Origin of the sequence: Aureispira anguillae, from assembly GCF_026000115.1 — a bacterium.
Classification (GTDB): Bacteria; Bacteroidota; Bacteroidia; order Chitinophagales; family Saprospiraceae; genus Aureispira; species Aureispira anguillae.
Genome location: NZ_AP026867.1, coordinates 3931504 through 3948631, shown reverse-complemented (window position 1 = coordinate 3948631; position 17128 = coordinate 3931504). Strand labels below are relative to the sequence as shown.

Here is a 17128-nt window from a genome sequence, read left to right as displayed (position 1 = left end):
TTTTTAAGCGAACCAATTTTTTATGAAAACCCATATATTTATACCTTGTTTTATTGACCAACTTTTTCCGCAATCTGCTGTGAATATGGTTACGGTCTTAAAACAAGTAGGTTGTGATGTAACTTATAATCCCAATCAAACTTGTTGTGGACAACCCGCTTTAAACGCAGGTTTTTGGGAGGAAGCGCAGGATGTAGCCAAAAAATTTGTTGACGATTTTGCCAATCAAGAGCAGGTTGTTTGTCCTTCGGCCTCTTGTGTGGGGTTTATTAAAAATCATTATCGGGAATTGTTAGGAGATACTGTAAATCCAGCAGTTTTGGAGCAGATGACCGCTTCTATTTATGAATTTTCAGAATTTTTGATCGAACATTGTGACACCACAAATTTGACTCCTGTTTTAGAAGGAAGGGCAACTTATCATGATTCTTGTTCCGCTTTGAGAGAATGCAGCATAAAAGAAGAACCTCGAGCCTTATTGTCTAAAGTCAAAGGGTTGGAGCTAATAGAGCATCCTAATGCGGAAGTATGTTGTGGTTTTGGTGGAACGTTTGCTACTAAGTTTGAGTCTATTTCTGTTGCTATGGCAGAAAAAAAAGTAGAAGAGGCGCTTGATTTGGAGGTAGATTATATCATTTCTACAGACTTATCTTGTTTGATGCACTTGAATGGGTATATTGAAAAAAAAGAACTACCGCTTAAAACATTACACCTTGCAGATGTGTTGGTAGGAGAGTAGTTGAACTTTAACAAATAAAAATGAGCAAAAAGAAGTCTGTCAAAACAAAAGAAGCCTTGTTGGAGGAATATCACCAACTTAAGAAACAAAAAAATAGTTGGTGGAATGTTCTAGCGAGCGAGAACAACTCTATAAAAACAATTGTTGGGGGCTTTATTTTATATATTGGGTATCTGATTGTCTCTTCTCTTAACGTAGATGTTTTATTGTTGTTGTATACCATTATTGTTGTTGGGGTAATTTGGTATTGGGTGGATATGTTGCGGGTGCAATATGAAAAAAACAATAAGGAATACAAGCAAAAAATGCGTGTCTTGAGTGGTGAAATTCGCCGTTGGTCTAAAAAAAAAATCGTAACTGAATATGAAGGGCTTTCTAGCCTCGATCAACGAGGGTATCATATTGTGCAAACTCTGCTACCTTATATTTGGGGATTTACCCCAGAAGCAATTCAACAATTAGATTATTATCAATACAAAGGGGTCAGTATTTCTTCTGTGCAGATTCGGCAAGAGCGCACCATGCAAGAATATTGGTTTCTAGCAACTGAATTGCCCCAAAAACACAGCGAAGAAAGTACGGTCTTATTGCCCCAACCTTATCAACATGACAAGTGGGAAAAAATAGCTTTCAATTCAGCTATAGAATTACCTGAATTTAAAGAGAAATTTGGTATTTATAGCTCTGGATTTATGCATAGTTATTATTTGATTACGAGGTTATTAGTTGAGCAATTTTTAGCATTGCCAGCTTCTGATAAATGGATGGTATTTCGAAAAAACGTAGCTTATTTAGTTTTTCCCAAAGAAGTACTCAATTTTGATATAACTGCTTTGGAAGAAGGGCAAAAAAATGCAAAAGCACAAGCCCTTCAATCCATTCAATTAGCAGATGCTTTTTTGAAGGCTTTAGGGAAGTAAAAAACTATAACTTTTCAAAAGCCATTAATTTTCCCTTGTTGACTGCAAGTAGATAAATATTCTTTTTGCCAAGCTTGATTTTTTGAATTTGTTTAACATTGTCCCAAGCAAAAAGCCCAGATTTAGTAGGGGGCAAAGCTTTAAAATCCCCTTTGCCATTTCCTAATAAAACGGCTCCCCGCCCAGCATCATAACGAACGGTTTCTACTTCTACATCGTACATGTTCCCAACGAGTATCAAGTCAAGATTTCCATCTTTATTAAGGTCTTCTACTAAAATATCTTTGGTTGGGGCAAATTGGGCTTCGCTAGGCAATTTTTTCATGGTAAAATTGCCATGACCATCATTTAGGAAGATGGAAGTATAAAACCCACGAGCAGTTAAATGCAAAGATTGGTCAATTTTGGGACCACAAATATCTGTAATTTCAGCAATGGCATAAGCTTTGAAACTTGGAAAACTATCTGTGATAAAGGGCATTTGTTGAGAGCTGCAATCTCGTCCACGAAGCGGGTAGTTTTTATTGCCTTCATAACTACTCATCATCATGTCCCAAGTGCCATTGTTGTCAAAATCATCTGCGTAGATGTTGAAAGGTTTATTGAGAGAAGCTTTAAATTTGCAATTTTTACCCAAATTACCTCCAATAAAATCTAAGTCACCATCTTTGTCTATATCTACAGCCTTTAAGCTAAACCAAAGACTTTCGGTTGCTTTTTGAGGTGGAATTTTTTCAAAGCGATTCCCTTTATTAAGGAAGGTCATCATTGGCATCCACTCTCCAATTAGGGTCAAATCGACTAAACCATCACCATTAACATCTCCAAACTCGGCTCCTGTAACCATTCCAGGCTGTAGTAGATCTTTACAATAAGAGGCTGTTACATCAACATAATGCCCTCCGTTGTTCTGAAGCAAATAACTCCGTGGTGCCGCTGGATATTTTCCAGGGACTAAACGCCCTCCAACGAATAAATCTAAGTCACCATCTTGATCAAAATCAGCAGCCTTAACAACTTGTGTACTTGTAAGCATTTTGGGAAGTCGGTCGGTTGATTTTTTAAACTTACCGTTTTCATTGATGTACAAGCGGTCTTGTAAGGTGTGATGCCCCTCAGTACATTCATTTCCTCCACTAGTGATGTACAGGTCTAAATCGTTATCGTTATCTACATCGATAAATAAAGCACCCAAATCCTCTGTTAGTTTATCTTTTTCAAAATCAGGTGGAGTGCTAAGCTCAAAGCCATTTTGTTTTGTTTGCATATAGATCGAGGCAACGTGTTCTTTTGCCGCTCCAATGAAGAGGTCATCCAACCCGTCTTGATTAATATCTGCTACCGTTAAGTAGGGGCCTTGCTTGGACAACATGTGAGGAAGTAAAACTTCTCGATTAAAATCGTTGAAGTAATTTTCTTTGTGTTGATAATCAAGGTTGAAGTCCTTTGAGATGTCTTGGAAGATAGGCTTCGTTTCTTTAGTTAATAGTTTTGAAAATTTAGCCTGTTCATAGTCAAGCGTGAGGAGTTGGTTGGCTCTAATATTTTTTAGTACGGTTGTTTTTTGGTCAGGCCAACGAATAACCATTTTATCAACCTTGTTTTGTTTTCCAAGCCCAAAGTGAAGTTTGTAATCAACAGAAGATTGGAAACCACGGGTAGGGAAATGCTCAAGCATTTGTTGCCCAGCCTTGGTGTAAATGGTAATACGAGTGCCAATTGCAAATTTATTTTTTGAAGTTCCCTTTAGCTTTATGGCTAGATAATTATTATTGTTGGGATTCGTATTTTCATAGATAGACGCAGGGAAATCTATGTTGTTGATAACAAGATCTAAATCGCCATCATTATCCAAATCAGCATAAGCAAGCCCGTTAGAGTTTACTTTTTTGGTTAATCCCCAATCTGTGGTTTTGTTGTCAAAGGTTAAATTGCCATTGTTTTTGAATACAAAATTACTTTCACTAATTTTAGGAGCCAAATTAATTGTTTGTAATAAAAGCTCTTCAAAGCTCACATTTCCTTTATTTTTAAGGTATTGGTCAATTTTTACCCCCGTATCTCTATCTCTAACGTCTTTTTGGTAACCATTGGTAATAATAATGTCTTTGAATCCATCATTATCAAAGTCAGCAAAAAGCGTCCCCCAACTCCAATCTGTTTTGGCTACTCCAGCCAAGAAACCTATATCACTAAATGTTGTATTGCCATTGTTTAATTGTAGGGCATTGGCCATATATTGGTGATGATTGCCTCGTTTAACCCTCGCCCAGAAATCTAAAGGAAACATACTTGGCATATTCATTTTTGAGCGTATATGTTTGGAATAAGCCATGTCTAGTTGTATAAGATCTAGATAGCCATCATTGTTAAAATCGCCTATGTCTACCCCCATCCCAAAATTGCAAATGTGCTTCATATTGCTTAGAACTTGATCGGAAAAAGAATCCTTCTGGTTGATATAAAGATAGTCTTTTACTTCAAAATCATTAGAGATGTAAATGTCTGGATAGCCATCATTGTTGAGGTCACCAATACTTAACCCCAAACCAAAAGCATGGTTGTTTATTTTTAGCTTATTAGATTGATCGCTGTATTTGCCTGCATCATTGATGTAAAAATGATCCGATTTGTTGCCATCAGTGTTTTCATACTCATTGCCAGGGATGTTCATGATATAGGCATCCAAATCGCCATCTAAATCATAATCAAAAAAGGCAGCTTGTGTAGAAGAAAGTGAATCGTTGAGGTTATATGCAGCTGCTTTTTCCGTAAAGGTTAAATTGCCATTGTTAATGTATAGCAAATTTTTGTTGGCCGATAAATCTACTGTTTGAGCAGATCTAGATACATAGATGTCCAAGTAGCCATCAGCATTAATATCAACCATGGTAACTCCTGTACACCAGTCTCCTTTAGCTTGAATCAAAGCTGAATTTGTTATATCTTCAAATACAAAATTACCTTTGTTTAAATATAACTTGTCTTCAACCATATTGCCTGTAAAGTAAATATCGGCTAATCCATCGTTATTGATGTCTCCTATCGCTACTCCACCTCCATTGTAGAAATAGGAATTTTTGAAGACGTTATTGGTTCTATTTTCTATTAGATTGTTTGAAAAGGTAATGTTGGTTTGCGTACTGCTTCTTTCCTTAAATAAGGAGAGAGGGGATTGGGCAAGGATTGTTTCGTGAAAAAATAAACTATTAAAAATAAAAAGGGCTATAAAAAAAATATTTTTCATTGGTTGTGACAAGAAAATAAGTGTGAAAAGGGAATAAGTGTAAACGATCTTTTGGGAAAGATACAGTTTATAATATAAGAAAAAAAGAACAGTTTCTTTCTTTTTTCTTTAAAAAAATGATAATGATTAACTAAAGTGAGTAAGCGTTTTGTGATCTAAAAATGAAAAATATTTTTTTGAACAATGGTTTGAAAACCAAAAAGAAGAGTGTGATCTATTAATAGATAGACATATTAGAACAAATTTTTGCACAGACCAATCGTAATTGTTTCCCTCCAAAGGGTTTTGACAAAAATTAGAACTTAATGAATAAATAATGAATAGAGCTTGGATTTTTATAAAAAAAGATGTACTATTATACCTTGCAATGAGGTGTATATAACCTATACTAAATTATTTTCCTTTTTATTATGAATAACAACAATATAAATATTTGTTGTTAAAACTGTGATTGGGCTTTTCACTTAATAAGGAGGACACAATACTGATCTTTTAGCTGTTTTTTACTCAAAAAAGCAGTTAGAACTAAACACACAAATAGGCTACTATTTTTCAATATTGGGTATAAAATAATAGTACGAAAACATTATCTATCCTAGATACTATCTAATTAAATTGTATTTTGACCTAGTTAAAATACAATAACAGATTTTTTATGTACTTATACGTATTTTTAAAAACTCAATTATGAAACTCGTTTTTCTACACAAAGTTATACTGATTAGTTCCTTTTTTGCACTGTTTTTTTTAGATAACGCAATGGCTCAACCTTGTGTTTTTTCTCCACCAATTTATAGTGTAGATACCGCTGGAGCAACAAAAACAGTTATTTGTAATAGCAATCCATTAACGTTATCTACTGTGTCTCCAACTGCTTGCCCCGCATGTACTTATCTTTGGAGTACGGGAGACACCAATGCCGTTATTTTTGCTTTTACTCCAGGGTTGTATTCTGTTACCGTTACCGATAGGACAACCTCTACAACTTGTGTAGGAGTATCTGCTACTCTAGATATCAAATCAAGTACATTGCCTGCACCTATTGTAGCGGGAGATCCTTTTAATATTTGCGCTACACCAACGATTCAAAATGCAAGGTTAGAAGTTACGAATCCTTGCGTCACTTGTTCTTATCAGTGGTATGCTACTTCTTCTGCTACAGGGATAGGGGGAGCTACTCAAACACGATATGCTACCAATTCTCCAAACCAATATTATGTTCAGGTAATGGATACTTTGGGATGTTTAGAGGCTTCAAATATCCTCCCAATTGGAACAGCTGCGGCAACAGTTCCACCATTGACTACTACTACTGCTAGTTTATGCGATAGCAACACTGCTACCTTATCAACAATTAATTGCATTGGTTGTTCTTACGAGTGGCATTATTATGACTTTTTGCCCGAAAATAAACTGATTATATCAGGAGTGTATGATGGGACAAGACCAGGAAATCAACCTAAAGGAATAGAGTTATATGCGATTGGTAACATTCCTAATTTAAGTGAATATGGCTTAAGTGTGGCTCCTAACGGTACGGGAGTTGCTGTATCGCCCCTTTATACGTTTCCAGGGGTTTCTTTAGCAGGAGGAAGCTATATTTATATTGCAGAAAATGCAACAGAATTTACCAATTTTTTTGGATTCCCTCCAAATTATACCTCTAGTATAATGGGTGATATAGATGGAAACGATGCGATTAAATTATATCACAATAATAACCCCGTAGATTTATTTGGAGATGAGGCGTATACTTCGGCAGATTATGGCTGTTCAGGGCAGGTAGATACTTGTTATGATATGTTTCATGCACATAGAAGTGGGTGGGCGTATCGAAATTCAAATGCGATGCCTACCATTGCTTTTGATAGTTCTGAATGGACCTATGGGCTAGATAGTTTTGTTGTAGGAACTACCAATGGTTTTTGGAAGACTGAAGCTTTCCCTAATGGAACTTTTAATGGGAATTCCAATGATACAACGTTAGATAACTTAATCATAACGGGAGTGTACGATGGTACAATTTCAACAGGAGGAGGATTACCTATAGGGATAGAGTTAAAAGCATTAAATACAATACCTGATCTTAGTGCATACAATATAAAAGTAGCCTTGGATGGAACGGGAGGATTTGGAACAGCTTGGTCTTTGCCTGCTGGTGCGGTTGCAGGAGGAACATATATTTATGTATCTAGCGAATCAGTAGAGTTTACCAATTTTTTTGGATTTCCTCCTACAACCGTTCCTGGTGCGGGAGTTGATTTAGATCAGATCGATGGAAATGATTGTATTGCCTTGTCTTATGGGGCTACTGTAATTGATAAGTTTGGAGAAGAGACCTATATTGGAGCAATACCTTGGACGTATACGGATGGTTGGGTTTACAGAATCAATGGGGATAGTGTCAATGGAGGAACTTTTGATATCAACGAATGGAATATAAGACCAGAAAGCTTTTTGCCAACCAATGAGGTTTTTGGCAGCAAAAAAATTCCAATTCAAACCTATACAAGTAATGCAGCTGGTAATGTCTTACAAGTTATTGCAGGAGCAGACTCCTCGGTTTATACAACCAATATAACGGGACATTATACCGTAGAGGTTCAATATCCAAATTCGTGTATTGTAGAATCTGGTACAGTACTGATTGATACCTCGATTTTTAATCCTATGATTACGTCTGAAATGCCAAATTTGGTGGGAGGGAGCTCAACGATTATTTCTCCCGATACTGCCTATTTGTGCTTTGGTAGTTTTGTTGATCTATATATGGTAGGGGCATATTCATTGCCTCCTACGTGGAGTTACCAATGGTATAAAAATGGAGTGCTAATCAGTGGAGCTACGGGGTATAATTATACAACATCTACTGCTGGTTTGTTTTCTGTTGAAGTAACGAATGAAGATGGTTGTATTGCTATGTCTAATGTAATAAGGGTATTATCTTCGACGAATGGTTCTAACCCTGCTGTTTCTGCTAGTTCGCTTTATCTTTGTTCTGAGTCAGCAACATCAACGTTAACGACTCCTCCTTGTGTAGGCTGTTCGTATGCGTGGAAAACAGAGGATGGGTCGGATCCTGGTTTTGGGATATTTGATCAAAGCTCTTATCTTGTTAGGCACAAAGATGCTCCAATTACAGGCGGCTCAGGAGCAAGAGGATATTTTATTATTGTAACCGATGATGCTTCAGGTTGTTCTTACAGTTCTTCCATTGTAGAGATAAAAGATACAACCTATCCTGCACCCATGCTTACCGCCTCAGGCAATACGGTATGTAGCGCTACTCCAATCGATCTAAGTACAACTCCTTGTGCTGGTTGTAATTATATTTGGAAAATTGATAGTTCTGGATCGTTTATTACGTACGATTCTACTCAACAATATACTTTTCAAATTGATTCTGTAGGACAATATAGAGTAGAGGTTTTGTATCCTAATGGTTGTAGAACAAGCTTTTCGAATACGATTGAAGCAACTTTTCAAACCGTAAATGCTAATATAATTACAGATTCTACTAGTATCTGTAACGGTCATTCTGTTATCATAGAAGCTTTGCCTGATTCTGGAGCTACTTGCCCTGGCTGTAGTTATCAATTTTTGAGAGATGGGGTACGGATGCAAATAACAACCCCTGAAGATCAGCAAGAAATTAGTCTTGCAGGGGATTATCAAGTAATTGTAACGAATGCCGAAAACTGTGCAGATACTTCAGATGTTCCTGTAAAATTTACAGAAGTAAATATAGCTACTTCTATTAGGCAATCTGCTAAGAAAATTTGTAGTTCAACCTCTAGTGTTTTACTTGAAGTAGATTCTTGTATTGGTTGTTCTTATCAGTGGAAAATAGGGGATAGCACGACACTAAACAATAGTACGGATACTTTCTATATTGTAACTGGATATTCAGAAGCTGAAACCTATAAGATAGAGGTAGAAAAACTAGGTTGTATAGTTATAGATTCGGTTGTTTTAGATACGGTTGAAGAACGAACAATAGCCATTGATATTAATCCTTTAGTTTCTGCTACACCAACCATTTGCAATGGGTCGGCAGTACAACTAGTTGATACTTGTCAAACCTGTATTGATAGTAACTATTATCAATATCAATGGTTCTATAATGGTGATTCTATTGCAGGAGCAAGTTTTGAGTCTTATCAAGTAGACACTTCGGGAACCTATTATGTTGCAATTGTGGATACCAACGGTTGTGAGGCTACATCCAACTCCATTATCGTGCAGGAGTTTTCTCCTCCAATAGGATTTTCCTTAGATTTTTCGGCTCTAGGGCCAGCACTACCTGTTACCTATGGTACTTTTAATTTGGATGACCATTTATTGCCCATTAGTTTGCGTAATCAAGGAGGATATTCTTCTTTGACAGCGGGAGGAGCAATTGTAGGTGATTCTATCAATGTTGGTTTGGCAGGGTCGGGACGTCATTTTATTACTTATTCTTATACCGATGGGAATGCGCAGGGAACTTGTGTTTTTAGCACTTATGACACGCTAGAAGTATTGGGTGCTGTAGCAATGGATATTCTTAATACCAAACAAACTTACCTTAATATACCCTCATCAGAAGCTTGTTTGCACGATACTTTAGTGATTACATTAACGAATTTTACCTTTGTTCCAAATGAAGTAATCTTTGTAGCAGGAGGAGGAAATACAATCTCTGTTCCTGTTGCACCTTCTTTAAGTGTTTTTGCAGGAGTTTATTCAGGATCGTTTTCTGTTGTTGTCCCTGTTGGTGCGAGAACAGGTAAGTTAACTTTATTTGATGGAACCAATAGTTATATTTCTCCAAATTTCTTTGTGATACAAAACCCAGCAGTAACAATTGATTTGCTCTCAACAGCGCAGCCAGTCTGTTCTAATTTAGATACAGTTGATTTTAGTGGTTTACCAATAGGAGGTGTTTTTTCTGCCCATTATGTTGGAATGCCAAGCAACCCTAGTCTGATGGTAGATAGTTTATTGTTGTTGGATAGTGTAACGGGGTATTCTTCAGGTGTTCAGAATGTAATGATGTTGTACACTTACACCCCAATGTATACAGGAACAACAATTACCTGTAGAGATTCTGTCCAAGATTCTTTATTGGTTGAAATAAGAGATGTGGAATTGGATAGTGTTAGTTATACTCCTATTGCTGTATCTCAAACTAGCGAGTCTTTGGCGAATTTAACGTTAATTACGCACCCTGTATCTGCTAGAGATTATCCGAATAATTATAGAGGTACTTATGTATTGGGAAGTTCAATCTTGCCTAGCACCCCTATACCTGTAGGAGTAGATACTATAACGTATGAAATTGATAACGGTGGATGTAAAAACGCATCTAGGGATCCAATAGATATTTGGCCTGCTCCTAGTTTATTAGATTCTATACCAACTTATTTGTGTAGTAAAGATGATACGGTTTTCATTCAGCGTAATATCAATGATTTAGAAGTAAAATACAGAGGACAAACTATTTATAGCGATGCATTATATACGTATAGTGAGAACATAAATATTCCAATAGGAAACCCTTTAAGTCCAGATGTTAGGTATTCAGAGCGTATTAATATAATGGAAATTACAACATCTAATGGTGGGGTAGATTCTATTAATTATGTGGCACCTAACGATACTTTTTATTTTGTTCCTAGCAAGGTGACAGGTGGAGCAACAACAATTACCATCCGATTTAAATATTCTAGAACCGCTAACTTCTTCTCTGGAGGGGCTTTAGTTTCAACAGAAAATACAGATTATGTTATAGCAGAAGTGACCAAGCAGTTTTTGATAGAAGACCCTGCTGTCGTAGCAATTAATCCTGTAATTATGGCAGACACGGTGTTTTGCCCTGAAAATACGAACCACCAATTTTTAGGTTTTCCCGCAGGGGGACAGTATTATATAAGTGGTACTGCAATTGGCTATGACTCTTTAGCAAATAATATTTTTAATCCAACTTCTTATGCCACAGGAACGGCTTATGGTCTTACCTATGTATATACAGGACAAGCTTGTGTAGATTCTGCCTATACAGGTATTTACCTTCCAGATCCATTTAGCATAGCGGTAAATCCTAATAATGGAACAGGAGAATATTGTGCAACGTCGCCTAATGATTCTATTTTCTTTAGTTTGATTCCTCCTGTTTTATCAACCGTAGTAATAGACACCAATTCGGCTCAATTCTTTATTGGGGGCTTACAATCAGGGACTATCTTTTCTCCAACGCAAGTTGGTCCCCCTGATGTTTACAATGTACGTTATGTCGTGTCGGATATTTATGGTTGTCCTCAAGAAGCACTAGATACCTTTATCGTACACAATATACCAAATCTGGATATATCATTTATAGATTCAGTTTACTGTTTGAATGATGATACTACCCAAATTCATCTGTCACAAATTGATACAGCAGGTAATAATAATGTACTAACAACTTGGCTTGGGTCAGGAGGAATTGGTTATGTGCAAGGAGAAACCGTTGAATTTACAGGGAATGGAATTATTAATGGAGGAAATAACCCTGCAATGCCCTACTTTTATCCCATGAATGCAGGAGTAGGAGTGCATGCTATTCGCTATGTTTATGCAGATTCTAATGCTTGTATGGATTCTATTAATTTTACAGTAGAAGTTCTCCCATTGCCACAAGTTTATATGACAACAACAGGAGGGGCACCACTAGATTCTTTTTATTGCGAAAATGATTCTATTCCATTATATGGTTTCCCAATAGGGACAAATCTTACGAGTGGTTATGGTTCTGACACTTCAATACTAAATGGTATCCTGACAAGTTTAGACAGTGCCGACAAAGCATTTGAACCCTTTATTAGTGGCACTCAACCAGGCATTTTACGAGAGGTATTGTATTATTATTATGAGGACAATAATGGTTGTAGAGATACAGCTAGGTATAATGTTCACATTCGAAACTTTACAACAGATCCAACCATTGCAGGTTTACCCCAAACCGTATGTGCTTCTGATTTAGAGATACCAGTTTGGGCAGATCTTCACAATGGTTATGACTTGGATTCTTTAGGTTGGTTTACGAGTTCCTTTACAACAGGATTTTCGCAATTGGGGGCAACCGTAAACACGGATTCTATCCAGTTTTATCCCGATTCTACCAATATTGTTTATGCGAATAGAGATGTTATTTTAACCTTCCATTATTCTGATACATCGAGAAGCTGTTTTAACGCTACTTCAGATACGGTATTGGTGAAGGCCTTGCCTCATTTAACCTTATCAGAACAATTGGTAAATCCAATCCAACTAACAATGGATTTATTGGGATCGAAATTGAGCAGACCACCACATGATACTTTTTATCACATGTGCGAAACGGCTCCAGAAATTCCAATTTATGCCTATAATACAACTGGAGATTATAACCCATTTACGGGGCTAAGCCTGAGGGTGCCTGATCATATTTCTTCTGATACAGGAACCTATGTATTGGGTAGAGGAGTACAAAGTAACATGGACCCTGTTAATACTGCTTATGGATATATTCCAGCTTTGGCGGGGTATGGTTTGGATACAATCCGTTATGTTTATACCGATACGAGTGGTTGTACGGATTCTATTGATCACTATATTTTTGTTGATAGTCTGCCTAACTTATCTTTTGCAGGATTATCGAACTATAACTCCTCGATTAATCGATACGTGTATTGTCAATCAGATCCAGATACTCCAAGTATATCTCCTGCTCCAATAGGAGTCGATTGGACAATGACTTTTGATGGTCAAAATATAGGAGTACCTTCTTTTAAGCTTATATTGGATACATTAGCAGATCCAACAGGCTATAAAGATTACGCACTAAAATACAATTATATTGGAAGGATATATGTTAGCGGGGAGGTTTGCGCCGATTCTCTAATGGATACAATCCAAGTTCGCCCATCTCCTCCATTAGCATGGGTGAATGTACCAACGAGTTATTGTATGTTAGATTCTATTGAACGTTTACCTTTATCTGCCACACCTTATGGGGGGCAATTTATAGACGCTACCAATAATTTTCAAGTAATTGCTGGAATTGTAGGAGATTCATTATTCAATCCAGCAGCACAGCCTGGAAAAAGAGATATTTACTATTATTACTTAGATACCGTTTCGGGCTGTGATGATACAATACAACACACGATCTATGTATACAACAAACCGAGGATTAGTTTTGATATAAATGGAGGTTGTTCAGGATCTCAGGTAGAGTTTATTCCTTCAACAGCACCTTATGGTTTAGAGTATAATTCTGTAGCTGTAGATAGTATCACTAAGGTAATTTGGAATTTTGGAGATGGAGTAAGTGATACCATTTTTAATTTACCAGATACCCTTGTAATTCCTATCGATACCCATACTTACGCTGGGGCAGGAATTTTCTATCCTTCACTGACGGTAGTTAATCAAGGAATTTGTGATACTACTTTTATGAGGAGAATTATTATATCTCCAAAATCAACGCCTACAGATACGGTTCCCTATGTTCAGTATTTTGATAACGAAGACAATGGATGGATGCAAGAATCTTCGGATACAACAAGTATTAATGGAATCGTACAAGATTCTCTATGGCAATGGGGAGCAGCAATTGGTAATCAAATTAATACACAAGGAAATACAGTTTGGGGAACCCGATTAGCGCATCAGCCAACTACTTATAGGCGGAATGAAAATGCTTGGGTTTATAGTCCTTGTTTTGATTTGACGAGCCTGGATCGTCCTATGATTCGGTTATCTATCTGGCGGAACACACAAAAAAATGTAGATGGAGCTGTACTTCAATATCATGATAATGTGACCAATACATGGGAAGTCTTGGGTAAACATGGCAAAGGAATTAATTGGTACCAAGGTGGTTATGTTGTAAGTGCACCAGGTTATCAAGTTAATACGCCAACAGGGTGGACTAACAGTAGTAATGGTTGGGAAGATGCTCGTTATCGTTTAGATAATATTGGAAATGACCTAAGACAGCGTACAGATGTTCGATTCCGAATTGCATTTGCTTCTTCTTCTATAATTTCGGGGACAAAAGATGGTTTTGCTTTTGATAGCGTCAAAATAGGAAACCGTACTCGAAACGTTTTGACAGAGCACTTTTCAGGGACTGGCTATCCAGGAATAGAGCAAATTGAAGATCAATTGTATTATACCTTGTTTAATAATTTGTATGGACGTGATGTCAGCTTGATTCAATATCATCTTAATCAGTATTCGAATGATGCTTTATACCTTTTTAATGGTATCGATAATCGTGAGCGAAAATTAGTATATGGAGTATCTGATGTTAATCAAGTTCGAATTGATGGTAAAAATTTAGTGAGTAAAACTAGCGATTTGTTAGGCTATCCCCATTTAGAGCATTTGGATATAGAATCGTTAAAAGATCCTTATTTTAAACTAGAATTTGTAGGGTTTCCTACGATCCAATACAATTCAAATTCAAAGCTAACGACAACGATTAGGGTTACAGCACTGAAAGACTTGCCACAAGCATTGTATGCAGTGCATGCCGTTGTAACAGAAGATTCACTCACTACTGTAACTAACCATCCAACTGTTGGGGTAATGAGATACATGTACCCTGATAATACAGGAATGCAGTTTAACAAAAATTGGGTAGCGGGAGAAACGTTTGATACAACTATTGTAATCAATAATTTTAATGCGTCAAATCATGACTTAACTCAATTGCAAGTGATTACTTTTGTACAAAATTTAGGAAGTGACCCTAAAGAAGTTTATCAAGTACAAACGACTAGAAATTTAACTCGGTTTGCAGGACCTGTTGATACTTTGGGAGATGTTAGTGTGGAAGACATAGAGGGGCATCCAGGGTATGAGGTCGCTACCTTAAAACTTTATCCAAATCCTAGTCAACAGTTCTTTAATGTAGCGTTTGAAAAGGCATTAGAAGCCGATTATGAATGGCAGCTGATCGATGTTGTTGGTCGAGTGCTGGATAGAGGAAAAGTTGAATCAGGTACAGAGTTGATGCAGGTAGAAACAGAAGGATTGACTGCTGGCATGTATATTTTTATCGTCAAAAATAAGACGGTTTACACGCAACGGAAAGTTATTATACAACGATATTAGTGATATAGTAAGTAACGATGCAGAATTGATTATTCGTTAAATTTACAATGATTAGTTTTACATCGTTAAGTAGATGGGCAATTTAATGTTAATTATTTTTGTCCATCTACTTACTTATCCAATGAAAAGAAAAATACTGAATACTTCGCCAAAAGGTTCGCTTAAAAACTAGAGAGAATTTAGTTTGCAACGTTCTGAATCTAGGATAAAAAAAATGGTATGGAGATAGGCTTCTTTTTGATAAAAGTAGGGGGCATTGGAGTTGTAAATAATACAAGTTGTAAGCCTTAAAATATCTAGGCTGCTAACAATTAGCCTGCCACAGCGATCAACAGCCAAGACCTTGTGTTGGACAAAAGAAAGGATTACCCCCTTTTTGTGCCAAGTGTTAACACAAATATTAAGAACCTATATATAACAGTTAACCTATTTTTGAATAACTTTATAGCGATAGTAAAATTATAAACCGAAATAAGGAATAACTCGGTAATAAAACCAGAATATTCCTCCTGATTAAAAACAAACACACAGTATGAAAAAGCAAACTGTATATGATCGATTGCAAATGCAATACCAAAAATTAAACCAACGTATTCAAAAAGCAATGACTACAGGTCGTTTTTATAAGTATACACAATTTAAACAACAACAATTATTAAATCGTTTGCAACGCTGTTCTTTCCAACTCAAACAACTAGGGGCAGGAGCGGCTGTAATCGCTGCTCTGGGGATGGCTACTCCTGCTGCTGGGCAGGTATCTAATCTAGTAGAAAGAACAGGAGCCAACAATCCTTTTGATGGCATTCAGCAGAACAGTACTAAAAGACCTAGCTTTGTAGATATAGATGGAGATGGGGATTTAGATATGTTTCGTGGGTTCGACGGGGCAGGTCCCTCTGGCTATATGGAGTATTATGAAAATACAGGAACGGTTAATGCCGCTAATTTTTCATTGGTTCAAGGAGCGGGCAATTCTTTGTCTGGATTTCAAGGACCACAAAATGTGATTGCTTATCCTTCCTTTGTAGATATTGACAACGATGGAGATATGGACGTATTTGGTGGGAATTATGTTTTTAATACACCAATATTAAAGTATTATGAAAATACAGGAACAACAACGGCTCCTAGTTTTGTAGATGTATCTGGAGCTGCTAATCCTTTAGATACCATTGTATCGGCTATACAGGTTAATGGAGTAAATAATAATTATCAGCCCTTTTTTGCAGATCTAGATCACGATGGCGACCAAGATTGTCTAATTAGTCATAGTACTTATGATGCTTCTACCTATGCATATACATTAACTATACGTTATTATGAAAACACAGGGACTGCCTCAGTTGCTAATTTTGAAGAACGGACAGGTGCTGCTAATCCCTTTGATTTTATGAATGGAGCTTCTGCTTCAATTAGTCATGGAAAATCAGTTTCTTTTCAGTTTGCAGATATGGATCAAGATGGAGATCAGGATGCTTTTGTGAATGGCTCTTTTCAAGGAAATAAATACTTTGAATATTATGAAAATACAGGAACGGTTACTACTCCTGTCTTTGTGCATAACATGATCACCCCTTTGGATTCTATAACAGTAAGCAATTCGCATGATTTATATCAACTAGCATTGGTAGATATAGATGGAGATGGAGATCAGGATGTATTGCACTATAATGGTAATATTGATATCAGGTTTTATGAGAATTTGGATATTACGGTTGGAATAGATCGGGTTGAGCAAACTAGTTTTTCCATTTCTCCCAATCCTACTACTGGTACCTTAAGTTTTGAAAAGGCGATCAGTGGGCGATTGACGGTGTATACCCTAGATGGAAAAGAACTATGGGCAAGAGATTTGAAGGAGGAGCAGGAGGTTGATTTGGAACCAATAGGAGAAGGTTTGTTTTTTGTGCGCATAGAAAGCAACAAAGAACAAATTGTAAAGAAAATTTTAATAAAAAAATAAAATAAATAAGCTGGAGGGGATAACCCTCTAGCTTACTATAAACTGATTTTACATTTTAGCTGGTAGTTAAGCCCTAAGAACCTTAACATCACTTCATTCCTCAAAGCCAGTATAATAAATTTTTAAAAGTAATG

5 protein-coding genes are annotated in these 17128 nt (G+C 36.7%); 4 read left to right on the top strand and 1 reads right to left on the bottom strand.

Annotation, left to right across the window (positions count from 1 at the left end; all coding sequences use genetic code 11):
• Positions 1-22 precede the first annotated feature (22 nt).
• Both AsAng_RS15340 and AsAng_RS15335 read left to right on the top strand, forming a co-directional pair.
• Positions 23-739 (top strand): (Fe-S)-binding protein, encoded by a 717-nt coding sequence (locus tag AsAng_RS15340; RefSeq protein ID WP_264787974.1) that lies wholly within the window; start codon positions 23-25, stop codon positions 737-739.
• A 20-nt stretch (positions 740-759) separates the two neighbouring features.
• Positions 760-1659 (top strand): hypothetical protein, encoded by a 900-nt coding sequence (locus AsAng_RS15335; RefSeq protein WP_264787973.1) that lies wholly within the window; start codon positions 760-762, stop codon positions 1657-1659.
• A gap of 4 nt (positions 1660-1663) precedes the next feature.
• Here AsAng_RS15335 and AsAng_RS15330 read toward each other — a convergent pair whose 3' ends face one another.
• Positions 1664-4906, bottom strand: coding sequence for a VCBS repeat-containing protein (locus AsAng_RS15330; RefSeq protein ID WP_264787972.1), 3243 nt, complete (start codon positions 4904-4906; stop codon positions 1664-1666).
• A gap of 687 nt (positions 4907-5593) precedes the next feature.
• On the opposite strand from AsAng_RS15330, the gene AsAng_RS15325 reads away from it, so the two are divergent.
• Both AsAng_RS15325 and AsAng_RS15320 read left to right on the top strand, forming a co-directional pair.
• On the top strand, positions 5594-15031 hold the full coding sequence (locus AsAng_RS15325) for a T9SS type A sorting domain-containing protein (RefSeq protein WP_264787971.1): 9438 nt from the start codon (positions 5594-5596) through the stop codon (positions 15029-15031).
• A gap of 532 nt (positions 15032-15563) precedes the next feature.
• Positions 15564-16994, top strand: a complete 1431-nt coding sequence (locus AsAng_RS15320) for a T9SS type A sorting domain-containing protein (RefSeq protein ID WP_264787970.1) — start codon at positions 15564-15566, stop codon at positions 16992-16994.
• The last annotated feature ends 134 nt before the right edge of the window (positions 16995-17128 follow it).

What these genes read in the sequence shown, in the direction of transcription:
- AsAng_RS15330 (WP_264787972.1), bottom strand. Translation starts at nt 4,906, where the DNA reads ATGAAAAATATTTTTTTTATAGCCCTTTTTATTTTTAATAGTTTATTT.
- AsAng_RS15340 (WP_264787974.1), top strand. Translation starts at nt 23, where the DNA reads ATGAAAACCCATATATTTATACCTTGTTTTATTGACCAACTTTTTCCG.
- AsAng_RS15320 (WP_264787970.1), top strand. Translation starts at nt 15,564, where the DNA reads ATGAAAAAGCAAACTGTATATGATCGATTGCAAATGCAATACCAAAAA.
- AsAng_RS15325 (WP_264787971.1), top strand. Translation starts at nt 5,594, where the DNA reads ATGAAACTCGTTTTTCTACACAAAGTTATACTGATTAGTTCCTTTTTT.
- AsAng_RS15335 (WP_264787973.1), top strand. Translation starts at nt 760, where the DNA reads ATGAGCAAAAAGAAGTCTGTCAAAACAAAAGAAGCCTTGTTGGAGGAA.